The sequence below is a fragment of the Pseudomonas sp. DNDY-54 genome, from assembly GCF_019880365.1.
In the GTDB taxonomy this organism is placed as follows: Bacteria; Pseudomonadota; Gammaproteobacteria; order Pseudomonadales; family Pseudomonadaceae; genus Stutzerimonas; species Stutzerimonas stutzeri_P.
Genome location: NZ_CP082271.1, coordinates 4107387 through 4131936 on the forward strand (window position 1 = coordinate 4107387; position 24550 = coordinate 4131936).

Genomic DNA, 24550 nt, shown 5'->3' on the forward strand with positions numbered 1-24550 from the left:
GGCTTTGGTGTTTGAGCCCATATGATTCCCGACCTTCATGGATTCGGTCCGGCGTTGATCGCCGGCACCTGGATGACCATCCAGCTGGCCCTCGCAGCATTGGCCCTCGGCCTGGTGCTCGGCCTGCTCGGCGCACTCGCCAAGACTTCCCCGTTCGTCACCCTTCGCTGGGTGGGCGGCACTTACTCGACCATCGTACGCGGCGTACCCGAGCTGCTCTGGGTCCTGCTGATTTATTTCGGCACTATCAGTTTGATACGTGGCATTGGCGAGATCTTCGGGATTGAGAACCTCGCCCTCAGCCCCTTCGCCGCCGGCACCATTGCCCTCGGTCTTTGTTTCGGTGCTTATGCCACAGAGGTGTTCCGTGGCGCGTTATTGGCAATCCCCAAAGGCCACCGCGAAGCGGGGCTCGCGCTCGGGCTGGGAAAGCGTCGGATTTTCCTGAAGCTGATCCTGCCGCAGATGTGGCGATTGGCGCTGCCGGGGCTCGGTAACCTGTTCATGATCCTGATGAAGGACACGGCGCTCGTCTCGGTCATCGGGCTCGAAGAAATCATGCGTACCTCGCAGATCGCCGTCACCGCGAGCAAGGAGCCCTTCACCTTCTTCGTAGTGGCTGCATGCATTTATCTGGGCCTGACCGTGATCGCCATGACAGGCATGTACTTCCTTGAAAGACGAGCGGGTCGTGGCTTTACGAGGAGCGCCGCATGAGCTGGGAACTGTTCATCAAGTGGCTGCCGGATTTCCTCGAAGGCGCCTGGCTTACCCTGCAGCTGGTCGGCGTTTCGGTCGTTGCCGGGCTAATCCTCGCGCTCCCGCTGGGCATCGCTCGCTCCTCGCGCATATTCGCGGTGCGGGCGTTGCCTTATGGCTATATCTTTTTCTTCCGCGGCACGCCGTTGCTGGTGCAATTGTTTCTCGTCTACTACGGCATGGCCCAGTTCGAGGCCGTTCGCGAAAGCTGGATGTGGCCGTTCCTGCGCGACCCGTACTGGTGCGCGATCATCACCATGACCCTGCACACTGCCGCCTATATCGCCGAGATCCTGCGCGGCGCGATTCAGAATGTGCCCGCCGGTGAAGTCGAGGCGGCACGTGCGCTTGGCATGTCGCGCTATCAGGCCCTGCGCCACATCATCTTGCCAAGGGCAACCCGCATCGGTCTGCCGGCCTACAGCAATGAAGTGATTCTGATGCTCAAGGCCAGCGCCCTGGCCAGCACCATCACCTTGCTGGAGCTGACCGGCATGGCCCGCAAGATCGCAGCGCGCACCTACATGCACGAGGAAATGTTCCTCACCGCGGGCCTGATCTACCTGATCATTGCCTTCGTGCTGATGCAGGGCTTCAAACTGCTGGAGCGCTGGCTGCGCGTGGATGCCTGCCAGGGGCGGTGATGCGCCTGGGTCCCTCCCGCGGCTGGCATCCGGCCGCGGCGGGCGGGTACCCCATCTGAGTGATTGACTCTCTTATCGAATCCGCAACGCACCCAATGCGGAATCCTCCCGCCCAGGCAGGGTCAGAACAACCCGTCATCCATTGCTAGCGAGACTGCCATGCCCGTCGACATCCAGCGCATCGAAATGGACCAACTACCTTGCTGGCGCGTCCGCAACGGTGCGGCCGAACTGATAGTGGCCGAACAGGGCGCGCAGGTGCTCAGCTACCGGCAAGGCGAGGCAACACCGATCATCTGGCTGAGCGAGCAAGCGGCATTCAAGCGCGGCCAGGCGGTGCGTGGCGGCGTCCCGGTCTGCTGGCCCTGGTTCGGTGATCTGGCGCGCAATCCCGAGCCGGTACAGGACGCTTATCAAGACAACCAGCCCGCCCCCGCCCACGGACTGGTACGCGCCCTCGACTGGCGGCTGGCGAAATCAGACAGCGACGCGGACAGCGCAACCCTGGTCTTCACCTGCGATGCCGTGAGCGACCTGCCCGGTTGGCCACACGCCGTCCAACTGAGCCTTGAGATTCGCCTGGATCAGCGCCTACACATGACGCTGACCAGCCATAACCAAGGCACTGGTGCCATCGCCTTGTCCCAAGCGCTGCACAGCTACTTCGCCATCAGCGACATCACCCAGGTCACGGTAGAAGGGCTCGATGGGCGACCTTATATCGAAACCCTGGACGACTGGCAGCAGCGCCAGCAGCAAGGCGACCTCAGATTCACTGGCGAAACCGACCGCATCTACCTGGATCTACCGTCGACGTTGCACCTTCACGACTCGGGGCTCAACCGCAGAATTACCTTGGAAACCAGCGGCTCGCGTTCTGCCGTGCTGTGGAACCCGTGGATCGATAAGTCTCAGCGACTGTCGCAATTTGCCGATGACGCCTGGCAGCGAATGCTCTGCATCGAGACCGCCAACGTACTGAGCGACATGGTCCGACTGGCTCCCGGTGACAGCCACAGTCTCAGCGTCTCGATCGGCGTCGAAGCCTCGTAACGGCGCGTTTGTGCCAGCCAGCCGGCTGCGAAGAAGATCCGGCGTCTGGCAACAGCGAAACTATACTGAAGCCAGACAACGCATCTCCCGCGTACGCACTGTCAGCGACGCTGATGCGCGCTTGCCCGCCGGTTGCTCTAAAGGAGCTCTGCCATGGATGCCATGCCGCTGCAGACGGACCCTGGCCCACCTCTTCTCACAACGCGTCAGCCGGCACTGATGCGCCATGAACACTGACTTCGATCTGCTGCTGGCCGGCGCGGGCCATAGCCACCTCGGTGTGCTGAATCAATGGGCCGACGGCGAGCGGCCCATGGGCCGCATCGGCCTCGTCTCGGCCGAACCCCACGCGTGGTACTCGGGCATGATGCCGGGCCTTGTCGCCGAGCATTACCAGCCCCGCCAATGCCGCATCGGGCTGCCCAAACTATGCGCCGCCGCAGAAGTTGAGTTCATTCAGGGCACCCTCGTGGCGCTGCTTCCCGATACGCCTGAACTGCTCCTGGCGACCGGCGAGACATTGCGCAGCACCTGGTTATCGTTGAATCTGGGCTCGCTGCCCTGGCTGCCGGAACAATTCGGCGATGGCATGGAGTTGCTATCGGTAAAGCCATTCGCCGACTTCATCCGTCGCTGGCAACAATGGCAGGAGAGCCCCGAGCCGGTGGCCATCCTCGGCGGCGGGCCGGCTGGCGCAGAGCTGGCATTGGCCATGGCTGGTCGCGTACCGGCGATTCATCTGTTCTGTGCCGGCGAGCTGCTGGCCGACCATCCGCGCCGGCTCCGGGCGCTGGCTCTGGGCCATCTACAGCGTGCAGACGTACAGATCCACGAGCACGTCAGCATCCAGGCCGTGCATGGCAACACGCTGATCGGTGACGGCCAGATTCACTGGCGAGGCCGGCGCCTGGTCGTCGCAACCGGCCCCAACCCCCTGGGTTGGCTGCGCGACTCCGGGCTGCGCCTGGATGGCGACGGCTTCATCGAGGTAAGCCCAGCGCTACAAAGCCGCTCGCACCGCCACGTGTTCGCCAGCGGCGATTGCGCCAGCCTGCCGGGCGCTGCTCGCAACGGTGTGCACGCCGTGCGCCAGGCAGCCGTGCTTGCGACCAACCTGAGTCGGGCAGCCATCGGCCAGCCGCTGCGTCACTACCATCCTCAGACGCATAGCCTTGCTTTACTCGCCGACGGTCAGCGGGGTGCGTTGATGAGCTGGGCGAACCTGGCCGCCGAGGGAAAATTGCTGGGTCTTTGGAAGGATCACCTTGACCGTCGCTTCATGCGCCAGCATGGCAATCGGGATTGAAGGCGTTCACCCGAGCAATTGCTGCAAACGCGCCTCCAGCAAGGCAGGGAACCGGGAAAGCCAGGTTCGATTGCGCGGCGAGGGATGCGGCAACGGGTGCAGACGAAACGCGCGAGCGGCGCCCCGCTCGGTTATCAGCTCGATATCGACGAATGCCGTGAACCGGTCCTCGCGCTTCCAGTACGTTTCGAGCCGTCGGCGCTCCTCTTGCGACCGGCCCATACCGAACCAGAGAAAGGCCTCTCGACCGAGCGTGACGATGTCGCGGCCTTGCCAGTTGTCGATCAGTACACGCTGCATGAGCGGATGAAAGCGCCGCTTGACCGCCATCGACCAGGCGCGATTGCCGAGCGGTTTGTATGGCACGGTGTTCACCCAGAAGAAGGTATGGCCCAGCGCGCGGCCGGCTTCAACATCAGGCATTTCTCTGCCGTGTAGATGTTGGTACAGGGCTCGGCGAACCAGCTGCCCACCGCTGCCAACGAACGGCTCGCCCAAGCGAACCTCTTCACGACCGGGATCTCGACCGAAAAATGCAATTGGCGCGTCGGCGGGGCCTAACCCGATGATTGGTTCCAGCGGGTCTTTATCGAATGCGTGATACACCGCCACATCGATGCCTTCGGTCTCGGCCGCCAGCGTGCGGAAGGCCTCGCGCTCAGACGGCTCAAGCGGTACCGGGCCTCGCATGGGATCAGAGGTCGCTTTCGTCAACCAAGGTCACCTCAGCGGCAGACAGCTCATAGGCTGCATCGGCCAGCGCGTTGCGAACCGGCTCGATCCGAAGCGTCCCGTCGACCCAAAGCGGTGCGTAGATATCGTCCAGCGTAATGCCGTCCGGATAGCGGACCATCACAATCTGATTCGGCGGCGGTGGCGGGACGTGGATACAGGCGCCCGGATAGGGCACCAGAAAGAATTCCGTACTGCGCCCCCGGCTGTCTGTCTCCAGCGGGACCGGATAGCCGCCCAGGCGCACCTGCTTTCCATCAAGCGCAGGCACGGTCTTGGCCGAGTACATGACCGCGGGCAGACCCGCGCCTTGCTTGAGCCCGCCCTGATCGCTGAAACCGTCATTTTCCGGCGAGTCGTGCTCGATCTCGGGCATGTCCTCGAGTGCCTGACGGTCCTCGGGCGGCATGAGTTCGAGCCAGTCCAGCTCAGCCGGAGCGGCCTGTATGACTGAAGCACAGCCGAGAAGTATCGAAAAAACTAGAAGACGCATGGCTACCGCGTGGTAAAGGAACGGGACCGCAGGGCGCGGCCCCGAGGCGAATCAGTGTTTACGGCCGGTCACCATGGTGTAGATGACCAGCAGGATGACCGCGCCAATCACGGCGCCGATAAAGCCTGCACCTTCACCCGCGCGGTAGAGCCCAAGGGCCTGCCCGCCATAGGTGGCCAGCAGCGAGCCGCCAATACCCAGCAGGATAGTCATGATCCAGCCCATGCTGTCATTGCCGGGTTTAAGGAAGCGCGCGATGAGGCCTACGATCAGGCCGATGATGATGGTTCCGATGATGCCCATTGGCAATCTCCTCTAGGTCCGAAAATACTCGTTACGTAATCTCGGACCGGAGCTATGCCAGGCAGTTCGACCTGTAGCCGCAAGCCAGACGGCCGGAAGCTCAATCGCGATGGATCAGCGACTCAACCGCCGTAATCTGCCGATCGAGCGTCGCCCGATCCGGACAGCGCAAGGTGGCGTGCCCGACCTTGCGCCCGACCTTGAACGCCTTGCCGTAGTGGTGCAGATGGCAGTCCTCGATGGCGATGACCTTGGCCACCGGCGGTACCTCACCGATGAAATTGAGCATGGCACTCTCGCCGAGCTTCGCCGTCGAGCCCAGCGGCAGGCCGGTTACGGCGCGCAAGTGGTTCTCGAATTGGCTGCATTCGGCGCCTTCGATGGTCCAGTGCCCGGAGTTATGCACGCGCGGCGCGATCTCGTTGGCTTTGAGTCCGCCGTCGACCTCAAAGAATTCGAAGGCCAGTACGCCGACGTAATCCAGCTCAGCTAAAACCCGGCCGGCATACTCTTCGGCCAGTGACTGCAGCGGGTGGTTGCTGCTCGCAACCGACAACCGCAGGATGCCGTCTTCGTGAGTGTTGTGGACCAGCGGGTAGAAGCAGGTTTCACCGTCCCGACCCCGTACGGCGATCAGCGATACCTCGCCGCTGAACGGCACGAAACCCTCCAGAATGCAGGGGACGCTGCCCAGCTCGGCAAAGGCGTTGGCGACATCTGTCGGCTTACGCAACACCTTTTGGCCTTTACCGTCGTAGCCGAGGGTGCGGGTCTTGAGTACGGCCGGCAGGCCGATGCTGCGGGCGGCAGCGTCAAGGTCGGCCTGAGACTGGATATCCGCAAACGCCGGCGTGGGGATGCCGAGCGCCTTGAACATGGACTTCTCGAACCAGCGATCACGGGCGATGCGCAGTGCCTCGGCGCTCGGAAAGACCGGAACGAACTGCGACAGGAACGCCACCGTCTCGGCCGGCACGCTTTCGAATTCGAAGGTCACCAGATCGACTTCATCGGCCAGCTGGCGCAGATGGTCCCGATCCCCGTAGTCGGCGCATAGATGCTCGCCCAACGCCGCGGCGCAGGCGTCGGGCGCCGGATCGAGAAACGCGAAGTTCATGCCCAGCGGGGTTCCCGCCAAGGCCAGCATGCGACCCAGTTGGCCGCCACCGATCACGCCGATTTTCATTTATGCGCTCCTCGGGTCCGGATTATCGAGCACCGTCTGGGTCTGCTCGTCGCGGAATTTCTTCAGCGCAGCGTGATATTCAGGGAATTCGTGGCCGATGATGCTCGCCGAGAGCAGCGCAGCGTTGATCGCTCCAGCCTTGCCGATGGCCAGCGTAGCGACCGGCACGCCGGCCGGCATCTGCACGATCGACAGCAACGAATCCACACCGGAGAGCATCGACGATTGCACCGGCACGCCAAGCACGGGCAGATGAGTCTTGGCCGCGCACATACCCGGCAGATGAGCGGCGCCACCTGCGCCAGCAATGATCACGCGAATCCCGCGTGATTCGGCCTGCTCGGCATACTGAAAGAGCAGGTCGGGGGTGCGGTGCGCGGACACCACGGTGACTTCGTGCGCAATGCCGAGTTTCTCCAGCATGTCTGCGGTGTGGCTCAAGGTGGACCAGTCGGACTTGGAGCCCATGATCACGCCTACCAGTGCGGTCATCGTCGTGCCTCGCTTCGGCGCCAGAAGGCGCATCAGGAACAACGGCCGCGCTGAAAGCAGCGCGGCCGTGCAGGTACAGGGTCGGAACCGGTCCAACCAAAGGCCGCGCAGTATATCGCAAGCCCCAACCCGCCGGCACCCGTGACCGCGCGTCTGGCATCGCCGCGAAGGACCGCTAACCTTGCCCAGGGTCAATGCCCACTTGGATCAGGCGGGGACACTCCCTGTTCCGACGCACAGGAGACGCACATGAACCAGACGATGAAAGCCGCCGTGGCGCACGCCTACGGTGAACCGCTGCGTATCGAAGAGGTGAAAGTCCCGCTGCCCGGCCCTGGCCAGATCCTGGTCAAGATCGAGGCCTGCGGAGTGTGCCATACCGATCTGCACGCCGTGGAGGGCGACTGGCCTGTGCGCCCACCGCTGCCCTTCATTCCGGGACACGAAGGCGTCGGATATGTCGCCGCTGTGGGAAGCGGCGTCAATCGGGTCAGGGAAGGTGACCGCGTCGGCGTGCCCTGGCTGTACAGCGCCTGTGGCTGCTGCGAGCACTGCCTGACGGGCTGGGAAACACTCTGCGCCGAGCAACAGAACACCGGCTATTCGGTCAACGGTGGCTATGCCGAGTACGTCCTGGCTGACCCTAACTATGTCGGCATCCTGCCCAAGGACGTGGCGTTCGATGAGATCGCCCCGATCCTGTGCGCCGGCGTGACGGTCTACAAGGGGTTGAAAGTGACCAATGCCCGCCCAGGCCAGTGGGTGGTGATCTCAGGCGTCGGCGGATTGGGCCATGTAGCCGTGCAGTACGCCAAGGCCATGGGTTTGCACGTCGCAGCAGTAGATGTCGACGACGCCAAGCTGGAACTGGCGAAGACACTCGGCGCCAGCCTCACCATCAATGCGCGTACCGAAGACCCGGTCGAAGTGATTCAACGCGATATCGGCGGGGCGCATGGCGTGCTGGTCACTGCGGTGTCCAACAGCGCCTTCGGACAGGCCATCGGCATGGCTCGGCGACACGGCACCGTTGCCCTGGTCGGCCTGCCGCCGGGAGATTTCCCGACGCCGATTTTCGATGTGGTGCTCAAAGCCATCAGCATCACCGGCTCCATCGTCGGTACTCGCGCGGACCTCCAGGAAGCGCTGGATTTCGCCGCCGAAGGGCTGGTCAAGGCGACGATCCACAGCGGCAAGCTGGACGACATCAACGAAATCTTCGACCAGATGCGTGCCGGGACCATCGAAGGCCGAATCGTGATGAATCTCTAGCGACCCGGGAGCTTGCTGGCGATCCGGCGCCTCGGCTTACGGATCGCCAGTTCTTCACGCTGCAAGGCGCCACGCTGATTGCAACCGCAACACAAACACAACCTCATCAATACACAGCCTATTCCACCGACAAGCCGCCTACGCCCTGCCCTGCACCCGCTTCAAGCTTGCGCCAGAGCAACCGCACCGGCGCCTTGCGCACCAGCGCGCAGCGATAAAGACGAATCTCCAATGGCACGCGCCAGTGCTCACCGCCGCAGACCACCAGCTCGCCACGCGCCAGCTCGGCGGTCACGCTGAGGCGCGGTACCCAGGCCAGGCCGAGCCGTTGCATCGCCATGCTTTTCAGGCTGTCCGCCATGGCCGTTTCGTAGACCGTCGAGGAGCGCAAACCCCGTTGGCGTAGCAACAAATTGACCGATCGACCCAGTGACGCGCCGGTGCTGTACGCCAGTAACGGGACCGTCTGGCCACTGTCCGGGTCGAACAGGGGCTCGCCCCGCGCGTCAACCGCACACACCGGGACGATTTCGGTGCGGCCCAGCGAACGCGACGGAAACAGCTCAGGGTCCATCTGCAAGGCGGCCTCCGGATCGTAGTAGGCAAGGATCAGATCACAGGTGCCTTCACGCAGCGAATGCACCGCCTCGCCGACGTTGGTCGCGACCAGCCGGCTGTTCACCGGAACGCCATCCAGCCGCAGGCGCGCGAGCCATTCAGGAAAGAAGCCCAGCGCCAACGAGTGCGCGGCGGCAATCTGCAAGACCTCGCCCCGCTGGCCCTCGAGGTTGTGCAGGTAATGCACCACCTCACCGACCTGGTCGATCATGTTCCGCGCCGTCACCAGAAACAGCTGGCCCGCCTCGGTCAGCTCAACCGGCGTTTTAGCGCGGTTCACCAATGTCAGGCCGAGGCAGTTCTCAAGGCTGCGGATGCGCCGGCTAAAAGCAGGCTGAGTAACGAAGCGGCGAGCTGCCGCCTGGGAGAAGCTTCGTGTGGCGGCCAAAGCGACCAGATCTTCCAGCCACTTGGTTTCGATGTTCATCGACGACTCCTGCCGTGCAGTAGAAGGACATTTCAGGCGCCGCTATAACGCTCGCCAGCGAAACGGCGTCACAGCCTGCTCATGCCGATCATGCATGACCCAGCGATTAACGGCATTGGCCGAGCAGGAGCGCCAGCGCCTATGGTAGCGGCCTTCGCGGCAGTTGCCGCTTTTCTCTTGGATGAGAACCCTCATGTCCTCCGCTGCATCGTTCCGCCTCGAAAAAGATCTGCTTGGCTCCTTGGAAGTACCCGCTGATGCCTATTACGGCATTCAAACCCTGCGCGCCGTGCGCAACTTCCACCTGTCCGGCGTTCCGCTTTCACACTTCCCCAAGCTGGTCGTGGCGCTGGCGATGGTCAAACAGGCAGCAGCCGACGCCAACCGCGAACTGGGCCATCTCAGCGACGCCAAGCACGTCGCGATCAGCCAGGGCTGTGCGCATCTTATCCGCGGCGAGCATCACGAGCAGTTCGTCGTCGACATGATCCAGGGCGGTGCCGGCACCTCGACCAACATGAACGCCAACGAGGTGATCGCCAACCTCGCCCTCGAATACATGGGCCACGCCAAGGGCGAATATCGCCACCTGCACCCCAACAACGACGTCAACATGGCGCAGTCGACCAACGATGCCTACCCCACCGCCATTCGCCTTGGTCTGCTGCTCGGCCACGACACCCTGCTGGCCAGCCTCGACAGCCTGGTCCAGGCGTTCGCCGGCAAATCTGCGGAATTCGCCCATATCCTCAAGATGGGTCGCACCCAGCTGCAGGACGCGGTGCCCATGACCCTCGGCCAGGAATTCCGCGCCTTTGCCACCACGCTGGGTGAAGATCTAGAGCATCTGCGCCTGATCGCACCGCAATTGCTGGTCGAGGTCAACCTCGGCGGCACCGCCATCGGCACCGGTATCAATGCCGACCCGAGCTACCAGAACCTGGCCGTACAACGCCTGGCGACCATCAGCGGCCACCCGCTGAAACCCGCCGCCGACCTGATCGAAGCGACCTCCGACATGGGCGCCTTTGTCACCTTCTCCAGCATGCTCAAGCGTCTCGCGGTGAAGCTGTCGAAGATCTGCAATGACCTGCGCCTGCTTTCAAGCGGCCCGCGCACCGGTATCAACGAAATCAACCTGCCGCCGCGCCAGCCGGGTAGCTCGATCATGCCGGGCAAGGTCAACCCGGTGATCCCCGAAGCGGTCAACCAGGTGGCTTTCGAGGTCATCGGCAACGACCTGGCGCTGACCATGGCCGCCGAGGCCGGACAGTTGCAGCTCAACGTCATGGAACCGCTGATCGCCTTCAAACTGTTCGACTCGATCCGCCTGCTGCAACGCGCCATGGACATGCTGCGCGAGCACTGCATCGTCGGCATCACCGCCAATGAGGGCCACTGCCGCCAACTGATGGAAAACTCCATCGGCCTGATCACCGCGCTGAACCCCTACATCGGCTACGAGAACGCCACCCGAATCGCCGGCCAGGCACTGCTCAGCGGTCGTGGGGTGTTGGAACTGGTGCGTGAAGAACGTTTGCTGGACGACGCCACCCTCGACGACATCCTGCGCCCGGAAAACATGATCGCTCCGCGGCTGGTACCGCTGAAGGGATAACTCGCCCGTGGCGCTGACTACCCCAGCCGGCGCCGCGTAAAACCTCACGATCGAGGGGTTTCGTTCTCGAGCAGAACGTCTTAACACCTCAATCCTCACGATCGTGCGGTTTTCTCGCCTTTCGTTCAAATTCAGCCATAATCCTCACGAACATGAGGATAAATATGAAAATCCACATTACTGAACCGACCATGATCGGACCGGCAGTGCGAGCCACTCGCAAATCACTTGCGTTGCGACAGGATGATGCAGCTGGAACGATCGGGGTCAGCGAGAACTTCCTGAGCAAGGTAGAGCGCGGTGGAGACGCCGTCCAATGGAGCAAGCTGTTCCAGGTGATGCAGCAACTAGGCATCAAGGTCACTATCGAGATACCCGACTCAGCCTCCGATCTGTTTTCCGGGGAGCTTGAAAAAGCCCTGCAGAAGTCGAAGGCGCCGCTCTGATGGCTCGCGCACTACTCGCCTGGATCAACGACCAGCACATCGGGACATTGCACGAGGACAATGGCATCTGGGCTTTTGCCTATTCACCCCAATGGCTGGCGCACCCGGATCGGTTTTCGCTCTGTCCAGGCCTCCCTTTACAGGACGGGCTGCAGCGAGACGGAGCAACGCATAGACCGGCGCAATGGTACTTCGACAACCTCCTTCCCGAGGAAGGCCAACGAACCTTGCTAGCCAAGTCAGCCAACGTGGACGCCAATGATGCGTTTGCCTTGCTGGCGCATTACGGCACCGAGTCGGCCGGTTCAGTCACGCTATTGACTGAGGGTGCATCACAGTCGCCAGGCCCGGTCCATCCACTCCCGGACCCAGAGTTATCACGCCGCATCCAGCACATGCCGAAGATTCCGCTCAGTCAGGAGGCGAGGAAGCGGATGTCCCTGGCCGGCGCTCAGCACAAGCTGGCCGTCATCTTTCAAGACGATGCGTTGTTCGAGCCGGAAGGCGGAACAGCCTCAACCCATATCCTTAAGCCTGATCACCCGGACATCGCCTATGCACACTCAGTCATCAACGAATGGTTCATCATGAACCTCGCCAAACGCGTCGGGCTCAACGTACCGCCCGTCTGGCGCCGATATGTTCCCGAGCCCGTATATCTCATTCAGCGCTTCGACAGACAGCGCAGCGCAAATGGCGGGCATCGGATCCACAGTATCGACGCCTGCCAGCTTCTCGGGCTGGATAAAACATACAAGTACTTGGCCGGCAGCGTGGAAAGACTCGCAGAGCTGGCCGATCGCTGCCTCGTTCCGGTGGTCGCTCGGCGCATGCTTTTCCAATGGTTGGCTTTCAATGCTCTGGTGGGCAACACAGACGCACATTTGAAGAACATCAGCTTTCTGGTGCGACCCGAGGGTGTCCAGCTGGCGCCGTTCTATGACCTGCTGAGCACCGCCGTCTACGACACGCAATCGTTCGACCAGGATAAATGGCCGGCGGGTACCTCGCTTGCATGGCCGATTGGCCCCAGCGCGAGGATGGCTAGCCTGACACGCGACACGCTCGTCGCCGCCGGCGTCACAATGGGTATCAAACCAGCCTCGGCCGGGCAGATGCTCGATCGTTTTCGCCGAAGCCTCGTAACTGCGGCAGACGTGCTTTATCAGGAGGTCGAGCAGCAAAACCAAGGGCTGATTGAGCTGCATCCCGAGCTGCGTCAAACCTTCGCCGGAGAGCTTCGGTGCCTGCGTGCGATACGATCGGTCATTATCGGCGACATGAATCAGCGCCTGGCCTGAGTCCGTGGCGAAACCGTGATATGCCACAAGGCCTGTTCCAGGGCCCTTGCGTAGAATCCGCCGATTCTTCGGAGGCCCCATGCGCAAACTACTCGCCATCACCCTGTTGTTCAGCTCGATCTTCGGCGCATCGCTCGTCCATGCGGAGCTCCCGCAAGGCTACGAAGTGATCCTGCAGACCGAGAACTTCCCGCCTTTCAACATGGCTGACGGTGGCAAGAACTTCGCACGTGAAGAGCATATTCAGGGCATCAGTGCGACGACCGTCCGCGAGATGTTCAAGCGCGCCGGCATTGCCTATTCGATGACGCTGCGCTTCCCTTGGGATCGCATTTACCAGTCAACGCTGGACCTTCCCAACCACGGGCTTTTTTCCACCTCCATGACCGACGCGCGCCGACCGCTGTTCAAGTGGGTCGGCCCGATTGCCCAATACGAAAGTGTGCTGCTATCAGCGCCCGGATCGAGCCTCAAGCTGGCCAGCCTCGAACAGGCCAAGGGCTATACCATCGGTGCTTACAAAAGCAGCGCGGTAAGTCAGCGGGTCGAAGCGCAGGGCCTCACACCCGTCAATTCGCTCCGCGACCAGGAAAACCTCGAAAAACTGCTCAGTGGCAAAATCGACCTTTGGGCTACATCCAATCCGGTCTGGCGCTACTACGCCAAGCAGGAAGGCGTGAACGGCCTCAACACGGTGCTGGTGTTCAACTCCTCTCCCTTATACCTAGCGCTGAACAAGGACACGCCGGATGAAGTCGTCACCCGCCTGCAGAAGGCGCTGGACGAGATGAAGACCGAGGGTTACGGCACCTGCACCAAACACCCCGAACTCTGCTGAACCGAACCAACCGCTGACGTGCAACGCGTCAGCGGTCCGCACCGCCGCTAGCCCTCCCGCCTCGTTTCATCGCCTTTACCCACGACATTTACGCGATTTGGCCAGCCCGGTCAGGCAACGCATGGGCGATCGTTAGTTGATTTCGAACAACCCATCGCGCACGGATACCAATGACAGCCGCTCACGGATTTCCGGATCGATGCGAGGATCATCCAGGCCATACAGCATGACCTGACGATAGGCATTGACCCGGTTGATCTCGGTGCCCAGGTACTCCCAGACCACGCGGGTGCAAACCGGGGTGCGGCGATCGCCACTGGAGACGCCGGTTTTCAGCCCATTGAGGCGGCTGATTCGGCTTTTGAAGCTGGGAATGAGGATGGTCTGGCTCATCTCGTTATTGGTCAGCGACTCGTAGTCGATGAGGAACAGCCGATCCTGCAAAAAGAACGCCGCGCCCAGATAGCGGCAGCGCACCACGCCGTCTTCCTGATTGGGATTGTCCGCACGCGACTGCTCCTGGCGTTCCTGCCGTTCGAAGACAAAGCTGCCGCGATCTTCGCGCACGTGCACCAGCGACAGCAGAATCTGGCCTGGCACGGACATGCAATTGGCGTATTCGAAGTAATAACCGCAATAACGGGACAGGCTGCTGCTGGCGTTATCACGCAGGGGCTGGAACAGCTCCAGCAACGGATCGCTGGCAGCGATGCGCTCCTGATCATGGCTGCGCATGCCGATCAGTTGGGTGAACTGATCGGTTGGCAGGCTCAGCTCATAACCTTCGACGCCGAAAAAATCACAGATACGTTTGAGGTTGTGCGCCGTTGGCCGACTCTGGCCGTTGACGTACTTATTGAACTGCCCGCGGTTGATCGACAGCTTTCGGCAGACCTCCGCAATTGATCGGTAGTGGCTGCACAGCAGCTTTAGGTTGGCGCCGAAGTGATCCTGCATGGTCGATCCCTGTGATGCGAGCGGCGCGATTCTAGCATCAACTCGCATCAATTCGCCGCGATCCGCGCAATTGCATGACCGGTGCGTCTGGCCAACCATTCCCGCCCGGCGTTCCTTTCACCCGCAAAACAACAAGAGAGACCCTACCGCCATGCTCGATCTTCTCAACGATCTCATCTGGAGCAAGCTGCTCATCGTGATGCTGATAGGCCTCGGCCTGTATTTCACCATCGCCTCGCGCTTCGTCCAGTTTCGCTACTTCACCAGCATGTTCCGCATCTTCGGTGAAGCCTTCAAACGTCAGCCAGGACAGCTCAGTTCATTCCAGGCGCTGATGCTCAGCGTCGCCGGCCGCGTAGGCGCGGGCAACATCGCCGGCGTTTCGGTCGCCATCATGCTCGGCGGGCCGGGCGCGATCTTCTGGATGTGGATCGTCGCGCTGGTCGGCATGGCGACCAGCTACTTCGAATGCTCACTGGCACAGCTGTACAAGCGTCGCGAGGCGGACGGCGGCTATCGTGGCGGCCCCGCTTTCTACATCCAGCACGGCCTCGGCCAGCGCTGGCTGGGCATCGTGGTATCGCTGCTGCTGCTGGTGACCTTCGGCTTCGGCTTCAATGCGGTGCAGTCGTACACCGTGGCCAGCTCAATGAACGACACCTTCGGCGTGCCAACGTATGTCAGCGGCATCGCACTGATGGTGGTGATCGGGCTGATCATCTTCGGTGGCATCAAGCGCATCGCTAAGTTCGCCGACGTACTCGTGCCGGTCATGGCATTCGCCTACATCGCCATGGCGATTTTCGTCATCGGCAGCAACGCTGCGCAGATACCGGAAGCGTTTGGCACCATCTTCAACGCCGCTTTCGGCCTGGAGCCGGCGTTCGCGGGTGGCATTGGCGCGGCAATCATCATGGGCGTCAAGCGCGGCCTGTTTTCCAACGAAGCAGGTCTGGGCAGCGCACCCAACGTGGCGGCGGTGGCCGAGGTCAAGCACCCAGTGGCGCAGGGCATCGTGCAGTCGCTCAGCGTGTTCATCGACACCATCGTGCTGTGCAGCTGCACCGCACTGATCATCATCCTCTCCGGTGTGTTCGAGCCCGGCAGCGAGATGGCCGGCGTGGTGCTGACGCAAACCGCCGTTGCCGCGGTCGTCGGTGAGTGGGGCCGCGTATTCGTCAGCCTCGCGCTGTTGCTGTTCGTGTTCACTACGCTGATCTACAACTACTACCTAGGTGAGAACGCGCTTGGCTTCTTCACCAGCAAACGGTGGCCGGTCATGGTCTATCGTCTGATGGTCGTCGGCCTCGTCATGTGGGGTTCGGTGCAGAACCTTGGCACCGTGTTCGCCTTCGCAGACGTCACCATGGGCCTGCTGGCGATCTGTAACCTGATCGCATTGGCGCTGTTGTTCAAGGTTGGCCTGCGCCTGATGCGTGACTACGATGGCCAGCGCGACGCCGGTGTTGAGTCGCCCGTGTTCGACCCCAAGCATTTCGCTGACCTGGATCTGGACCCAAGCGTCTGGCCGGCCAAGGGCACGGCTGACTCACCCGCCGAGAGTACGGTGGTCGTGTCACCGGCGCACACGCGCTAGTCGCACGCGACGAGGAATAACAGGGGCCGCTAAGGCCCCTGTTTCATATAGGAGGCAGCGATGCCGGGTTCCAGAAATATAGTGGTGCTGTACACCGGCGGCACGATCGGCATGCAGCAGAGCGCCGAAGGCCTGATGCCTGCCTCCGGATTCGCCGGACGGCTGCGCGAGCAGCAGGATCAGCAACCGCAGCTGACCCTTCCCGACTGGCAGTTTCGCGAGCTACTGCCGCCTATCGACAGCGCCAACATGAACCAGACCAACTGGCTGGCCATGGTCGAAGCGATACGTGCCGGCGTTGAGCTGGACGGCTGCGACGGTGTACTGGTGCTGCACGGCACCGACACCCTGGCCTACAGCGCGGCTGCCCTGAGCTTCCTGTTGCTCGGGCTCGAAGTGCCGGTCGTGCTGACCGGTTCCATGCTGCCGGCCGGCGTGCCGGGCAGCGATGCCTGGGACAATCTGTTCGGTGCGATGCAGGCGCTGCACGCAGGCGTCCCGTCTGGCGTGCATCTGTACTTCAGCGGCACGCTGATGCCTGGGGTTCGGGCCAGCAAGCTGGGCACTGCGACGCTCGACGCGTTCAGCGTCCTCCCTCGCTTGCGCCAGGGGCAGCGGGCGCCCAGCGTCCCGGCTACGCTCGATTTCCGCCAGCCGCGTCGAACCGTCAACCTGGCGGTACTGCCGCTGTATCCGGGTATCCAGGCGGCGCAGCTACGTGCCGTGCTGGCCAGCGGCGTGCAAGGATTGGTCCTCGAATGCTACGGGAGTGGAACCGGCCCGGCCGATGATGCCGAACTGCTAGGGACCTTGAGGGACGCGCACGGGCGTGGCGTGGTGTTGGTGGCAATCAGTCAGTGTCCGCAGGGTCATGTCGACTTCGGGATTTACGCCGCCGGCAGCCAACTAGCTGCCAGCGGGTTGATATCCGGCGGCGGCATGACGCGCGAAGCGGCGCTGGGCAAGTTGTTCGCGCTACTCGGTGCCGGGTTGTCGCAAACCGAAGCCGAACACTGGTTCGCCCTCGACCTCTGTGGCGAGCGCGCCGACTAGCGCGGCTCAGCTCGGACTCGTGTCCAGCGCCTGCAGGCAGGCGCGGACCTGGCGGCGAAGTTCGTCCAGGTCGATGGGCTTCGCCAGACGCGCCTGACAGTCCACCCGCGACCCGGCTTCGCTCGCTGCTGTCAGCACAATGACCGGCAGATGACGCGTGGCCGGAGTCTGGCGCAGCAGCGACAGCAGCTCGCCACCGCTCAGCTCAGGCAGGTTGAGATCCAGCAATAACAGATCGGGCGGATCGCTGAGCAACTGCTCCAGTGCTGTCCTGCCATTGTCGATCACGCTGACCTCGGCCATATCGGCCAGCGCTTTGTGCACGAGCGTCTGACTGGCCGGATCATCTTCGACGTAAACAATGCGCGGCCGCTCGTGGACCAGTGTCTCGGGATGCGGCTCGAGAACCGGCAGAGAGATCCAGAACACACTCCCAATGCCCAGCTCGCTTTTCACACCGATGCTACCGCCCATCAGCTTGGCGTACTCGAGGCACAGCGACAGGCCGATGCCGGCGCCCTGGATGTTCGAGCTCTCGCGACCCAGCCGCTGGAAGGGTTCGAACATCTGCGCCTGCAGCGACGCGTCGATGCCCAGACCGCTGTCTTCGACGAGCAGACGCACCTGACCGCCCAGCGTTTCGATCCCAAGCACTACACGCCCGGACGGCGTGTTGTACTTGATCGCGTTGGACAGCAAATTGAGCAGCACCTGACGCAAACGTCGCGGCTCGGCCAGCACCTCAATGGGCGCCTCCGGCAAACCAACCTGCAGCGTCAAACCGTGGCGCCGGATGTCGAGTGCCACCAGCTCGGCACATTCGCGCATCAGGGACGTCACTTCGACCCGTTTGAGCTCAAGTCGCGGCCGCTCGGCCTGCAGGCTCGACCAATCGAGAATGTCGCCCAGCAGCTGGTTCAAATGGCGGCTGGCCAGCAGGATTTCATCGAGATAATCGGCCGCTTCGGGGTCGGCTTCCGGCGAGCAGTCCATGCGCATCAGCTGAGCGAAGCCGAGGATCGCGTTCAACGGCGTACGCAGTTCATGGCTGATGCTGGAGATCAGATGTGTCTTGGCCTCGTTGGCCGCCTGAGCCTGCTGCGTAACATGGCGCAAATCTTCCTCGACCCGCTTGATCGCATCGATGTCGACATGGGTGCCCGCCAACAACGTGGCCTCGCCAGTCCCGGGGTCGCGCTCGATCACCCTCCCCCGACTGAGCAGCCAGTGGTAGTCGCCTAGCGCATCGGCGAAGCGGAACTCACACTCGTAGTGCAGTGCGTGGCCGCTCTGCATCCGTAGCCGTTCGGCACGCATGCGGGGCACGTCACGCGGGTGAATGCGTTGCATGAACTGCGCATCGCTGAGCTGCGCCGAAGGCAATCCGAAGCGCGTCGGAAGGCGACCGCGAAACTGCAACGTGCCGCTTCGCAGATCGTTTTCCCAGAGGCTTTCGGTGGCGCTCTCCAGTACCAGTTCCAGGCGGTTCTGGGCCTGCGACCGCTGCGTTTCGCTGAGCTCCAGCTGACCGCCAATGGTCCGGGTGTGCTGCGCCAGATCGTCGAGTTCGCGGATATCGGATGAAACGGGCTGCGGGCGCCACTGGCCCTGGCCGATCTGCCCCATCATTTCGGAAATGCTGGCAATGGGCGAAAGCAACGCCTGGCTGAGCTGCCGAGCCCGCAGCCACATATAGGCGAAAAACAGCAGGTAGAACAGCAGCAGGCCGGCAATCAAAAGGCAGCCAATCTGCTGAAAGCGGCTCGCCAGCGCGTTGGTCTGGCTGAACACCTCCGTCTCGTCCACAACGGCCAGCAGATGCCAGCCGGTCTGCTCCACCGTCGACCAGGCCACCAGCTGCTGGCGGCCGCCGAGGCTGAGACGCTGCACGCCTTCGTCCTGTGCAGTGATCGCGTCCGCCAACTGACGGGTTTCTGGCCGGCGGCCAAGGCGGAAGTCCTCAGGTTTGAATATCTCCTGGCGGATCGCCTCCTCGTAAGAATGCTCGGTCAGCTCATCAAGGCCAAACTGGTGCTCGCCTGCTTCGGGCAGCGCCATGATCGTGAGATCACGGCTGATCAGCATGGCGTAGCCGCTCCAGGGAACCCTCAGTTTGCCGATCTGCTGGAGGATGCGGCTGACAGTGATGTCGATGCCACTGACCCCTTCCAGAAAGTCGTCGCGATACACCGGCGCGATGGCCGACATCATCCAGCCGTGCCCGGCCGGGTCCAGATAGACATCGGTCCAAACCACTTGCCGAGTGGGGTTGTGCCAGGAGCTGGCCAGGTAATAGAAGTTGTAGCTGGGGATGTTCATGTCCGACGGATATTGCTCGGCGGTATTGAACCAGGGGTAGATGTGGTTGTAGCTGTCCCAACTGTTGAAATACAGGCTGGCAATCAGCGGGTTGCCGGCGTGCAGCTCCTTCATCAGAGGGTCGAGGCGGCGCAGTCGCGCCACCTTTTCCAGGTCCTGCTGCTCGGGTTCGGTCGCAGCGGAATAAAAGCTTGCCGCACCGCCTTCGTCGCGGGGACTGTAACGCGCGCCTTCGGCGCCCAGCTGCAGCGCCGCGCTCGGTGCCGGCCTGTCATCGTCCAGCGCGCGGAGCGTGAAGTTGCGCAACAGTCTGGTGGCGCCCTCTACCTCTTGCAGCTGCTGACCAATGATTCGCGCCTCACGGCCGACCGCCGACTGCAGTTCGGCGAGCGCCGTTTCGCGCAGATGCTCGATTTGCGCATCGCGGATAGCGTTGTTGGTCAGCAGATAGGCGGCGATCAGCACCACCTCGACCAGCACCAACGGAATCAAGGCGCTGCGCACGAACGCCCGCCAGATCCATTGGCGTATCCCGGTAGGGGTTTTCAATGACACAACGCGGCTCCAGCGATCCGACTCAGGCGACCGGCGGCCACATCATGGCAACCGGTCGCCTCGCAAAGCGCTAGCAATACCACCCGTCTCAGCGATTCGCCAGTTCGATCAGGTCTGCGCGCCAGTGCACGCCGCGCGGCAACGCCAGGAAGAACGGGTTCAGATAGTTCTCGCGCGCTTCATAGCTCAGCCCCACGCCGCTGATATCCAGCACCTCACCGCCCGCCCCCTCGAGCACACCCTGAGCGGCCGCGGTGTCCCACTGCGACGTCGGCGCAAGCCGTGGATAGCAATCCGCAGCGCCCTCGGCGAGCAAGCATAGCTTCAATGAGCTACCGACGTTGGCCAGCGTCAGCTCGCCAAAGCGCTGTCGCAGACCCTCGAGCAAGCGCTCCTGCGCCTCGCTGGAGTGACGGCGACTGGCAACCACGGTAAGGCCCTCGACCGGTTGCTGACGAACCTGCAACGGCTGCGCCGCTCCATCGGCTTCGGCGCGCCACGCGCCGATCCCGGCGCCGCCGTAATAACAGCGACCATTGGCCGGAATGCCCACGACACCAAACACCACCCGCCCCTGCTCGATCAACGCGACGTTAACCGTGAACTCCTCACTGCCGGCAATGAATTCCTTGGTGCCATCCAGCGGATCGACCAGCCACCAGCGGGTCCAGCCGGCCCGCTCAGCCAGGCTCAGGTCGCAGTCTTCCTCGGACAACACGGGCACATTCGGGTCTAGGGCGCGCAGCCCGTCGGCCAACAGATGATGAGCGGCCATATCGGCTACGGTCACGGGCGAGGCATCCGCCTTTTGCTGGACCTGCACGCCGCTGCGCCAGTGCGGCAGGATGACCTGACCTGCGTCGCGCACCAGATCGATAACCCGCGTCAGATAGGGATGGCTCATCGGTCGAATTCTCCGCGCTCGGTCAGTACATCACGCGCCAGGTACAACGCTGCCAGCGCGCGGCCTTCGCTGAACTGCGGGTTCTGAATCAGGCTGGACAGCTCGCGCAGATCAACCCGGTCGACGCGCATCGGCTCGGGCTCGTCGCCCGGCAATTGCTCGGGGTAGAGATCGCGCGCCAGCACCACCTGGATTTTCTGGCTCATGTAACCGGGCGAAAGGGACAACTCGGTGAGGAGCTCCAACTGGCGCGCGCCGAACCCCGCTTCTTCCTTCAATTCACGGTTGGCCGCGTCGAGGACATCCTCACCCGGCTCGATCAGTCCCTTGGGCAAGGACAGCTCGTAGGTGTCGGTACCACCGCAATATTCCTCGATCAATAACGCCCGCCCGTCGGCTTCCAGCGCCACGATCATCACCGCGCCATAGCCGGTACCCTTGCCGACCAGCCGTTCGTAGGTGCGCTCGACACCGTTGGAAAACCGCAGCTGCAGCTCCTCGACACGGAACAGACGGCTGGTGGCTACGATCTCTCGGGCAAGCACGGTAGGTTTCTGGCGCATGGAAGCTATCCTTTAAACGCGAACCACAATCATAACAGGCAGTTTGAAAACTACCGTGGTCGGTGATGCGGCCAGACAGGCCGGTGTTTTCGCACGCCGCGAACGCTTTGCATCGCGCCGACGGCTGTCGCACCATTGCACTATTCGCCGAACAAGAGCCCACCATGATCGCTTCACTGCCCTGGTCCGAGATCGACACCGTCCTGCTGGACATGGACGGCACCTTGCTCGATCTGCACTTCGATAACCATTTCTGGCTCGAATTCCTGCCCCAGCGCTACGCCGACCTGCACGGCATCAGCCGAGCCATGGCCGAACTGGAACTCGCCCCGCTGTTCAACGAACACGAGGGCAAACTTACCTGGTATTGCCTGGACTTCTGGACCCGCGAGCTGAACCTGCCGATCCGCGAAATGAAACGCGAGATCGCGGACCTGATCGCCCTGCGCCCGGCCGCCGACGAATTCCTCGCCGCCCTGCGCGATTCGGACAAGCGCGTGGTGCTGATCACCAATGCGCACCGCGACTCGTTGTCGCTGAAGCTCGAGCGCATCGAACTGGCGCCGTGGTTCGATCGTCTGATCAGTTCGCATGACTACGGCTTTCCCAAAGAGCAAGCGCAGTTCTGGTACGCACTGAAGGCGGACCTGGATTTCAGTCCCGCTACTGCCCTGTTCATCGACGACAGCCTGCCGGTATTGCGCAGCGCCCGAGATTTCGGCGTCGCGCACCTGCTGGCGATCCGCGAACCGGACAGCCGACGCGGCCAAAAAAACACTGAAGAATTCACCGCAGTCGGCGATTATCTGGAGCTGATTCGCAGTTTGCAGGGGTATCCAGCCTGAGTGCTGGCAATCACCAACTGCGGCCGGCCGGAGGGCAACGCACCTGAACAGAAGACCATCACGGCTCGGCTCGACGCTGCGCTGCACAGGGCAATCGATGCCACTCACAGGCCGTGACCGGAGAGTCCCACCCCGTCGCACCCCGATGGAAACCCCATGGCCATAGACCTGGAACGCTGGCCAGCCGAGCGCAGCGAAATGAGCCGACGCATTGCCCGTCATGATTGGCGCGCGACAGCATTGGGCCCGACCGGCGAATGGCCGACGGCCCTGCGTGTGCTGCTCGACACGCTGCTCGATGCACCGCTACCGATGTGCATCCTCTGGGGGGAAGCCGGCCTGCAGCTGTACAACGATGCCCACGCCGCGCTGATTGGCCGCCACCATCCCGCCGCGCTCGGCGCGCCGGTCACCGACACCTGGGGCAAGCTCTGGCCGGAGCTGGTCGAAGCACATGGGCGGGGGGCTCAAGGCCGCGCCTTTCAGCTGCACAGCCAGTGCCTGTCACTGAGCGACGGGAATGACGCGGATAGCACCTGGTTCGATCTGTCCCTTAGCCCAGTCCGGGACGGGCCCGCCATCAGCGGACAGCTCCTGTGCTTGCGCCACAGCGAAGAAGAAGCACTGCGTCGACGCCAGGACGAAATGAAGTTAATCATCGACGCGCTGCCAGTATTGATCGGCTACGTCGACAAGGACCTGCGCTACCGCTACAACAATCGCCATTACGAGGAATGGTTCGGCCACTCGCCGGCCTGGCTGTATGGAAAACGGCTGGTCGACATCGTAGGCGAACGCGCCCTCGACGCCCGCGCGGCGGAAATAGCCAGGACGTTAGCCGGCGAGGACGTCGTCTTCGAGGCGTATATGCCGCATAAGGATGGCCAGCCGCGCCAATCCCTCATGCACTACCTACCCAGGCGAGACGCGAACGGGGACGTGCAGGGCTTCTTCTTGCTGGCGCAGGACGTCACCGAGCGCTGGAAGGCCGAGCAAGCCTTGCGGGAGCTAAACGAGACACTGGAGAGCCGGGTGCAAGAGCGCACCGAGGCACTGGCCGAAGTGTACGAGCGACTGGTCGCCGAGATGGCCAGCCGCCAACAGGCGCAGGAAGCCCTGCGCCAGGCACAGAAGATGGAGGCCGTCGGGCAGCTCACCGGAGGCATCGCCCACGATTTCAACAACATGCTGACTGGCATCATTGGCGGCCTGGACCTGATTCAGCGCTACAACCAGTCCGGCCGGCACGCCGAAACCCAGCGATTCATCGATGCCGCCGTAAGCTCAGCCAATCGCGCCGCGGCGCTGACACACCGGTTGCTAGCCTTCGCTCGGCGTCAACCGTTGAACCTCAAGCGCGTCGACCTGAACGCCCTGGTCGAATCAATGCACGATCTGATCGTGCGAACCCTCGGCAGTCACATCTTGGTGGATGCGCTGTTGGAGCCTGACCTCTGGCCAGCGAACAGCGATGAAAACCAGCTGGAAAGCGCACTCCTCAATCTCGTAATCAACGCTCGTGATGCGATGCCTGACGGTGGCAGCCTCTACATCGCGACCAGCAACATCCAGGTGGAACATCAGGCTGAAGTAGGCGAGCTGACGCCGGGGCGCTACGTGCGCCTCAGCGTGATCGACAGCGGTTGCGGGATGACGCCGAAAGTCCTGGCGGCGGCGTTCGAACCCTTTTTCACCACAAAACCGATCGGCCAAGGCACCGGCCTGGGTCTGTCGATGATCTACGGCTTCGCGCGCCAGACAGGCGGCCACGTTCAGATCGTCAGCGAGCCCGGTAACGGCACGGAGGTTACCCTTTACCTGCCAGCCCACCCCGAAGCATGGTCGTTGACGGTGCCTGCCGCGCCTGAGGTGCACGTGCCCCAGGCCCTGCACGGCGAAACCGTGCTGGTGGTGGAGGATGATCCCGCCGTGCGCCTGCTGGTGCTGGACGTACTGGTGATGCTCGGCTACCGCGCGCTGGAGGCCGCTGAAGGCAACGCGGCCGTGCATATCCTGAAGAGCAGCGAACGTATCGACCTGTTGATCTCTGACGTGGGCTTACCAGGCATGAACGGCCGCCAACTTGCGGACATCGCCCGCCAGCAACGGCCCGGTCTGAAAGTGCTGTTCATCACCGGTTACGCCGAACAAGCAGCCAGCAGCGGCTTTCTTGAGCCCGGCATGGATCTGGTCAGCAAGCCGTTCTCCATCGATCATTTGGCCAACCGGATACGCGACATGCTGGCAGGCGCGCTATAACGCGAGACAT

23 protein-coding genes are annotated in these 24550 nt (G+C 62.6%); 13 read left to right on the forward strand and 10 right to left on the reverse strand.

Translation table 11 applies throughout. From position 1 onward, the window contains the following. Window positions 1-21 precede the first annotated feature (21 nt). From K4O48_RS19020 to K4O48_RS19035, 4 genes are all read left to right on the forward strand, one after another. Window positions 22-717, forward strand: coding sequence for an ABC transporter permease (locus K4O48_RS19020; RefSeq protein ID WP_222909888.1), 696 nt, complete (start codon window positions 22-24; stop codon window positions 715-717). Continuing rightward, window positions 714-1403 carry an ABC transporter permease gene (locus K4O48_RS19025; RefSeq protein WP_222909889.1) on the forward strand — a complete coding sequence of 230 codons (690 nt, stop codon included), beginning with the start codon at window positions 714-716 and terminating at the stop codon, window positions 1401-1403. Before K4O48_RS19020 ends, K4O48_RS19025 begins: the two co-directional genes overlap by 4 nt. A gap of 159 nt (window positions 1404-1562) precedes the next feature. Beyond that, window positions 1563-2456: a D-hexose-6-phosphate mutarotase gene (locus K4O48_RS19030; protein ID WP_222909890.1), complete on the forward strand. Its 894-nt coding sequence runs from the start codon at window positions 1563-1565 to the stop codon at window positions 2454-2456. Window positions 2457-2682: 226 nt separating this feature from the next. Continuing rightward, window positions 2683-3762: an FAD-dependent oxidoreductase gene (locus tag K4O48_RS19035; RefSeq protein ID WP_222909891.1), complete on the forward strand. Its 1080-nt coding sequence runs from the start codon at window positions 2683-2685 to the stop codon at window positions 3760-3762. A gap of 6 nt (window positions 3763-3768) precedes the next feature. On the opposite strand, the gene K4O48_RS19040 is transcribed toward K4O48_RS19035, so the two are convergent. The 5 genes from K4O48_RS19040 to purE form a co-directional block, all read right to left on the reverse strand. After that, complete coding sequence (locus K4O48_RS19040; protein WP_222909892.1) at window positions 3769-4452, reverse strand: uracil-DNA glycosylase family protein; 684 nt, start codon at window positions 4450-4452, stop codon at window positions 3769-3771. A gap of 4 nt (window positions 4453-4456) precedes the next feature. Beyond that, window positions 4457-4987, reverse strand: a complete 531-nt coding sequence (locus tag K4O48_RS19045) for a DUF3299 domain-containing protein (protein WP_222909893.1) — start codon at window positions 4985-4987, stop codon at window positions 4457-4459. Between the two features lie 51 nt (window positions 4988-5038). Continuing rightward, window positions 5039-5290: a GlsB/YeaQ/YmgE family stress response membrane protein gene (locus tag K4O48_RS19050; RefSeq protein ID WP_222909894.1), complete on the reverse strand. Its 252-nt coding sequence runs from the start codon at window positions 5288-5290 to the stop codon at window positions 5039-5041. 100 nt (window positions 5291-5390) lie between these two features. Beyond that, entirely contained in the window at window positions 5391-6476 is a 1086-nt protein-coding gene (locus K4O48_RS19055; RefSeq protein ID WP_222909895.1) for a 5-(carboxyamino)imidazole ribonucleotide synthase, read from the reverse strand. Next, window positions 6477-6968, reverse strand: a complete 492-nt coding sequence (purE, locus tag K4O48_RS19060; protein ID WP_222909896.1) for a 5-(carboxyamino)imidazole ribonucleotide mutase — start codon at window positions 6966-6968, stop codon at window positions 6477-6479. Between the two features lie 249 nt (window positions 6969-7217). Here purE and adhP point away from each other — a divergent pair, with 249 nt between their 5' ends. Then, window positions 7218-8240 (forward strand): alcohol dehydrogenase AdhP, encoded by a 1023-nt coding sequence (gene adhP, locus K4O48_RS19065; RefSeq protein WP_222909897.1) that lies wholly within the window; start codon window positions 7218-7220, stop codon window positions 8238-8240. A 118-nt stretch (window positions 8241-8358) separates the two neighbouring features. On the opposite strand, the gene K4O48_RS19070 is transcribed toward adhP, so the two are convergent. Further along, on the reverse strand, window positions 8359-9285 hold the full coding sequence (locus K4O48_RS19070; RefSeq protein WP_222909898.1) for a LysR substrate-binding domain-containing protein: 927 nt from the start codon (window positions 9283-9285) through the stop codon (window positions 8359-8361). A gap of 193 nt (window positions 9286-9478) precedes the next feature. Between K4O48_RS19070 and K4O48_RS19075 the strand changes: the two genes are divergently transcribed. The 4 genes from K4O48_RS19075 (at window position 9479) to K4O48_RS19090 (ending at window position 13488) form a co-directional block, all read left to right on the forward strand. Continuing rightward, window positions 9479-10903, forward strand: a complete 1425-nt coding sequence (locus K4O48_RS19075) for an aspartate ammonia-lyase (protein WP_222909899.1) — start codon at window positions 9479-9481, stop codon at window positions 10901-10903. Window positions 10904-11067: 164 nt separating this feature from the next. Beyond that, a complete protein-coding gene (locus K4O48_RS19080) occupies window positions 11068-11349 on the forward strand; it encodes a helix-turn-helix transcriptional regulator (protein ID WP_222909900.1) in 282 nt (93 codons plus the stop codon). Then, window positions 11349-12650 carry a HipA domain-containing protein gene (locus K4O48_RS19085; protein ID WP_222909901.1) on the forward strand — a complete coding sequence of 434 codons (1302 nt, stop codon included), beginning with the start codon at window positions 11349-11351 and terminating at the stop codon, window positions 12648-12650. Before K4O48_RS19080 ends, K4O48_RS19085 begins: the two co-directional genes overlap by 1 nt. Window positions 12651-12729: 79 nt before the next feature. Further along, complete coding sequence (locus tag K4O48_RS19090; RefSeq protein WP_222909902.1) at window positions 12730-13488, forward strand: ABC transporter substrate-binding protein; 759 nt, start codon at window positions 12730-12732, stop codon at window positions 13486-13488. 132 nt (window positions 13489-13620) lie between these two features. Here the strand turns inward: K4O48_RS19090 and K4O48_RS19095 are convergent, their stop codons facing one another. Then, entirely contained in the window at window positions 13621-14445 is an 825-nt protein-coding gene (locus tag K4O48_RS19095; protein WP_222909904.1) for a helix-turn-helix transcriptional regulator, read from the reverse strand. A 151-nt stretch (window positions 14446-14596) separates the two neighbouring features. Between K4O48_RS19095 and K4O48_RS19100 the strand changes: the two genes are divergently transcribed. Both K4O48_RS19100 and K4O48_RS19105 read left to right on the forward strand, forming a co-directional pair. Further along, the gene (locus tag K4O48_RS19100) at window positions 14597-16042 is read left to right on the forward strand and encodes an alanine/glycine:cation symporter family protein (protein WP_222909905.1); all 1446 of its coding nucleotides are present in this window, start codon (window positions 14597-14599) and stop codon (window positions 16040-16042) included. Between the two features lie 60 nt (window positions 16043-16102). Continuing rightward, window positions 16103-17095 (forward strand): asparaginase, encoded by a 993-nt coding sequence (locus K4O48_RS19105; RefSeq protein ID WP_222909906.1) that lies wholly within the window; start codon window positions 16103-16105, stop codon window positions 17093-17095. A 6-nt stretch (window positions 17096-17101) separates the two neighbouring features. Here K4O48_RS19105 and K4O48_RS19110 read toward each other — a convergent pair whose 3' ends face one another. The 3 genes from K4O48_RS19110 to nudE all read right to left on the reverse strand — a co-directional run bounded on the left by K4O48_RS19110 (window position 17102) and on the right by nudE (window position 21436). Next, a complete protein-coding gene (locus K4O48_RS19110) occupies window positions 17102-19969 on the reverse strand; it encodes an ATP-binding protein (protein WP_260523666.1) in 2868 nt (955 codons plus the stop codon). 88 nt (window positions 19970-20057) lie between these two features. After that, the gene (gene cysQ, locus K4O48_RS19115; protein WP_222909909.1) at window positions 20058-20873 is read right to left on the reverse strand and encodes a 3'(2'),5'-bisphosphate nucleotidase CysQ; all 816 of its coding nucleotides are present in this window, start codon (window positions 20871-20873) and stop codon (window positions 20058-20060) included. After that, the gene (gene nudE, locus K4O48_RS19120) at window positions 20870-21436 is read right to left on the reverse strand and encodes an ADP compounds hydrolase NudE (RefSeq protein WP_222909911.1); all 567 of its coding nucleotides are present in this window, start codon (window positions 21434-21436) and stop codon (window positions 20870-20872) included. The genes cysQ and nudE overlap by 4 nt, the downstream gene beginning before the upstream one ends. A 164-nt stretch (window positions 21437-21600) precedes the next feature. Between nudE and yrfG the strand changes: the two genes are divergently transcribed. Further along, window positions 21601-22281 carry a GMP/IMP nucleotidase gene (gene yrfG / locus K4O48_RS19125; RefSeq protein ID WP_222909912.1) on the forward strand — a complete coding sequence of 227 codons (681 nt, stop codon included), beginning with the start codon at window positions 21601-21603 and terminating at the stop codon, window positions 22279-22281. A 156-nt stretch (window positions 22282-22437) separates the two neighbouring features. Beyond that, a complete protein-coding gene (locus tag K4O48_RS19130; protein ID WP_222909913.1) occupies window positions 22438-24540 on the forward strand; it encodes a PAS domain-containing protein in 2103 nt (700 codons plus the stop codon). Window positions 24541-24550 lie beyond the last annotated feature (10 nt).

What these genes read in the sequence shown, in the direction of transcription:
- K4O48_RS19130 (WP_222909913.1), top strand. Translation starts at nt 22,438, where the DNA reads ATGGCCATAGACCTGGAACGCTGGCCAGCCGAGCGCAGCGAAATGAGC.
- K4O48_RS19025 (WP_222909889.1), top strand. Translation starts at nt 714, where the DNA reads ATGAGCTGGGAACTGTTCATCAAGTGGCTGCCGGATTTCCTCGAAGGC.
- K4O48_RS19070 (WP_222909898.1), bottom strand. Translation starts at nt 9,285, where the DNA reads ATGAACATCGAAACCAAGTGGCTGGAAGATCTGGTCGCTTTGGCCGCC.
- K4O48_RS19020 (WP_222909888.1), top strand. Translation starts at nt 22, where the DNA reads ATGATTCCCGACCTTCATGGATTCGGTCCGGCGTTGATCGCCGGCACC.
- K4O48_RS19050 (WP_222909894.1), bottom strand. Translation starts at nt 5,290, where the DNA reads ATGGGCATCATCGGAACCATCATCATCGGCCTGATCGTAGGCCTCATC.
- K4O48_RS19030 (WP_222909890.1), top strand. Translation starts at nt 1,563, where the DNA reads ATGCCCGTCGACATCCAGCGCATCGAAATGGACCAACTACCTTGCTGG.
- K4O48_RS19040 (WP_222909892.1), bottom strand. Translation starts at nt 4,452, where the DNA reads ATGCGAGGCCCGGTACCGCTTGAGCCGTCTGAGCGCGAGGCCTTCCGC.
- adhP (WP_222909897.1), top strand. Translation starts at nt 7,218, where the DNA reads ATGAACCAGACGATGAAAGCCGCCGTGGCGCACGCCTACGGTGAACCG.
- K4O48_RS19085 (WP_222909901.1), top strand. Translation starts at nt 11,349, where the DNA reads ATGGCTCGCGCACTACTCGCCTGGATCAACGACCAGCACATCGGGACA.
- nudE (WP_222909911.1), bottom strand. Translation starts at nt 21,436, where the DNA reads ATGCGCCAGAAACCTACCGTGCTTGCCCGAGAGATCGTAGCCACCAGC.
- K4O48_RS19090 (WP_222909902.1), top strand. Translation starts at nt 12,730, where the DNA reads ATGCGCAAACTACTCGCCATCACCCTGTTGTTCAGCTCGATCTTCGGC.
- K4O48_RS19075 (WP_222909899.1), top strand. Translation starts at nt 9,479, where the DNA reads ATGTCCTCCGCTGCATCGTTCCGCCTCGAAAAAGATCTGCTTGGCTCC.
- K4O48_RS19100 (WP_222909905.1), top strand. Translation starts at nt 14,597, where the DNA reads ATGCTCGATCTTCTCAACGATCTCATCTGGAGCAAGCTGCTCATCGTG.
- K4O48_RS19095 (WP_222909904.1), bottom strand. Translation starts at nt 14,445, where the DNA reads ATGCAGGATCACTTCGGCGCCAACCTAAAGCTGCTGTGCAGCCACTAC.
- purE (WP_222909896.1), bottom strand. Translation starts at nt 6,968, where the DNA reads ATGACCGCACTGGTAGGCGTGATCATGGGCTCCAAGTCCGACTGGTCC.
- K4O48_RS19080 (WP_222909900.1), top strand. Translation starts at nt 11,068, where the DNA reads ATGAAAATCCACATTACTGAACCGACCATGATCGGACCGGCAGTGCGA.
- cysQ (WP_222909909.1), bottom strand. Translation starts at nt 20,873, where the DNA reads ATGAGCCATCCCTATCTGACGCGGGTTATCGATCTGGTGCGCGACGCA.
- yrfG (WP_222909912.1), top strand. Translation starts at nt 21,601, where the DNA reads ATGATCGCTTCACTGCCCTGGTCCGAGATCGACACCGTCCTGCTGGAC.
- K4O48_RS19055 (WP_222909895.1), bottom strand. Translation starts at nt 6,476, where the DNA reads ATGAAAATCGGCGTGATCGGTGGCGGCCAACTGGGTCGCATGCTGGCC.
- K4O48_RS19045 (WP_222909893.1), bottom strand. Translation starts at nt 4,987, where the DNA reads ATGCGTCTTCTAGTTTTTTCGATACTTCTCGGCTGTGCTTCAGTCATA.
- K4O48_RS19035 (WP_222909891.1), top strand. Translation starts at nt 2,683, where the DNA reads ATGAACACTGACTTCGATCTGCTGCTGGCCGGCGCGGGCCATAGCCAC.
- K4O48_RS19105 (WP_222909906.1), top strand. Translation starts at nt 16,103, where the DNA reads ATGCCGGGTTCCAGAAATATAGTGGTGCTGTACACCGGCGGCACGATC.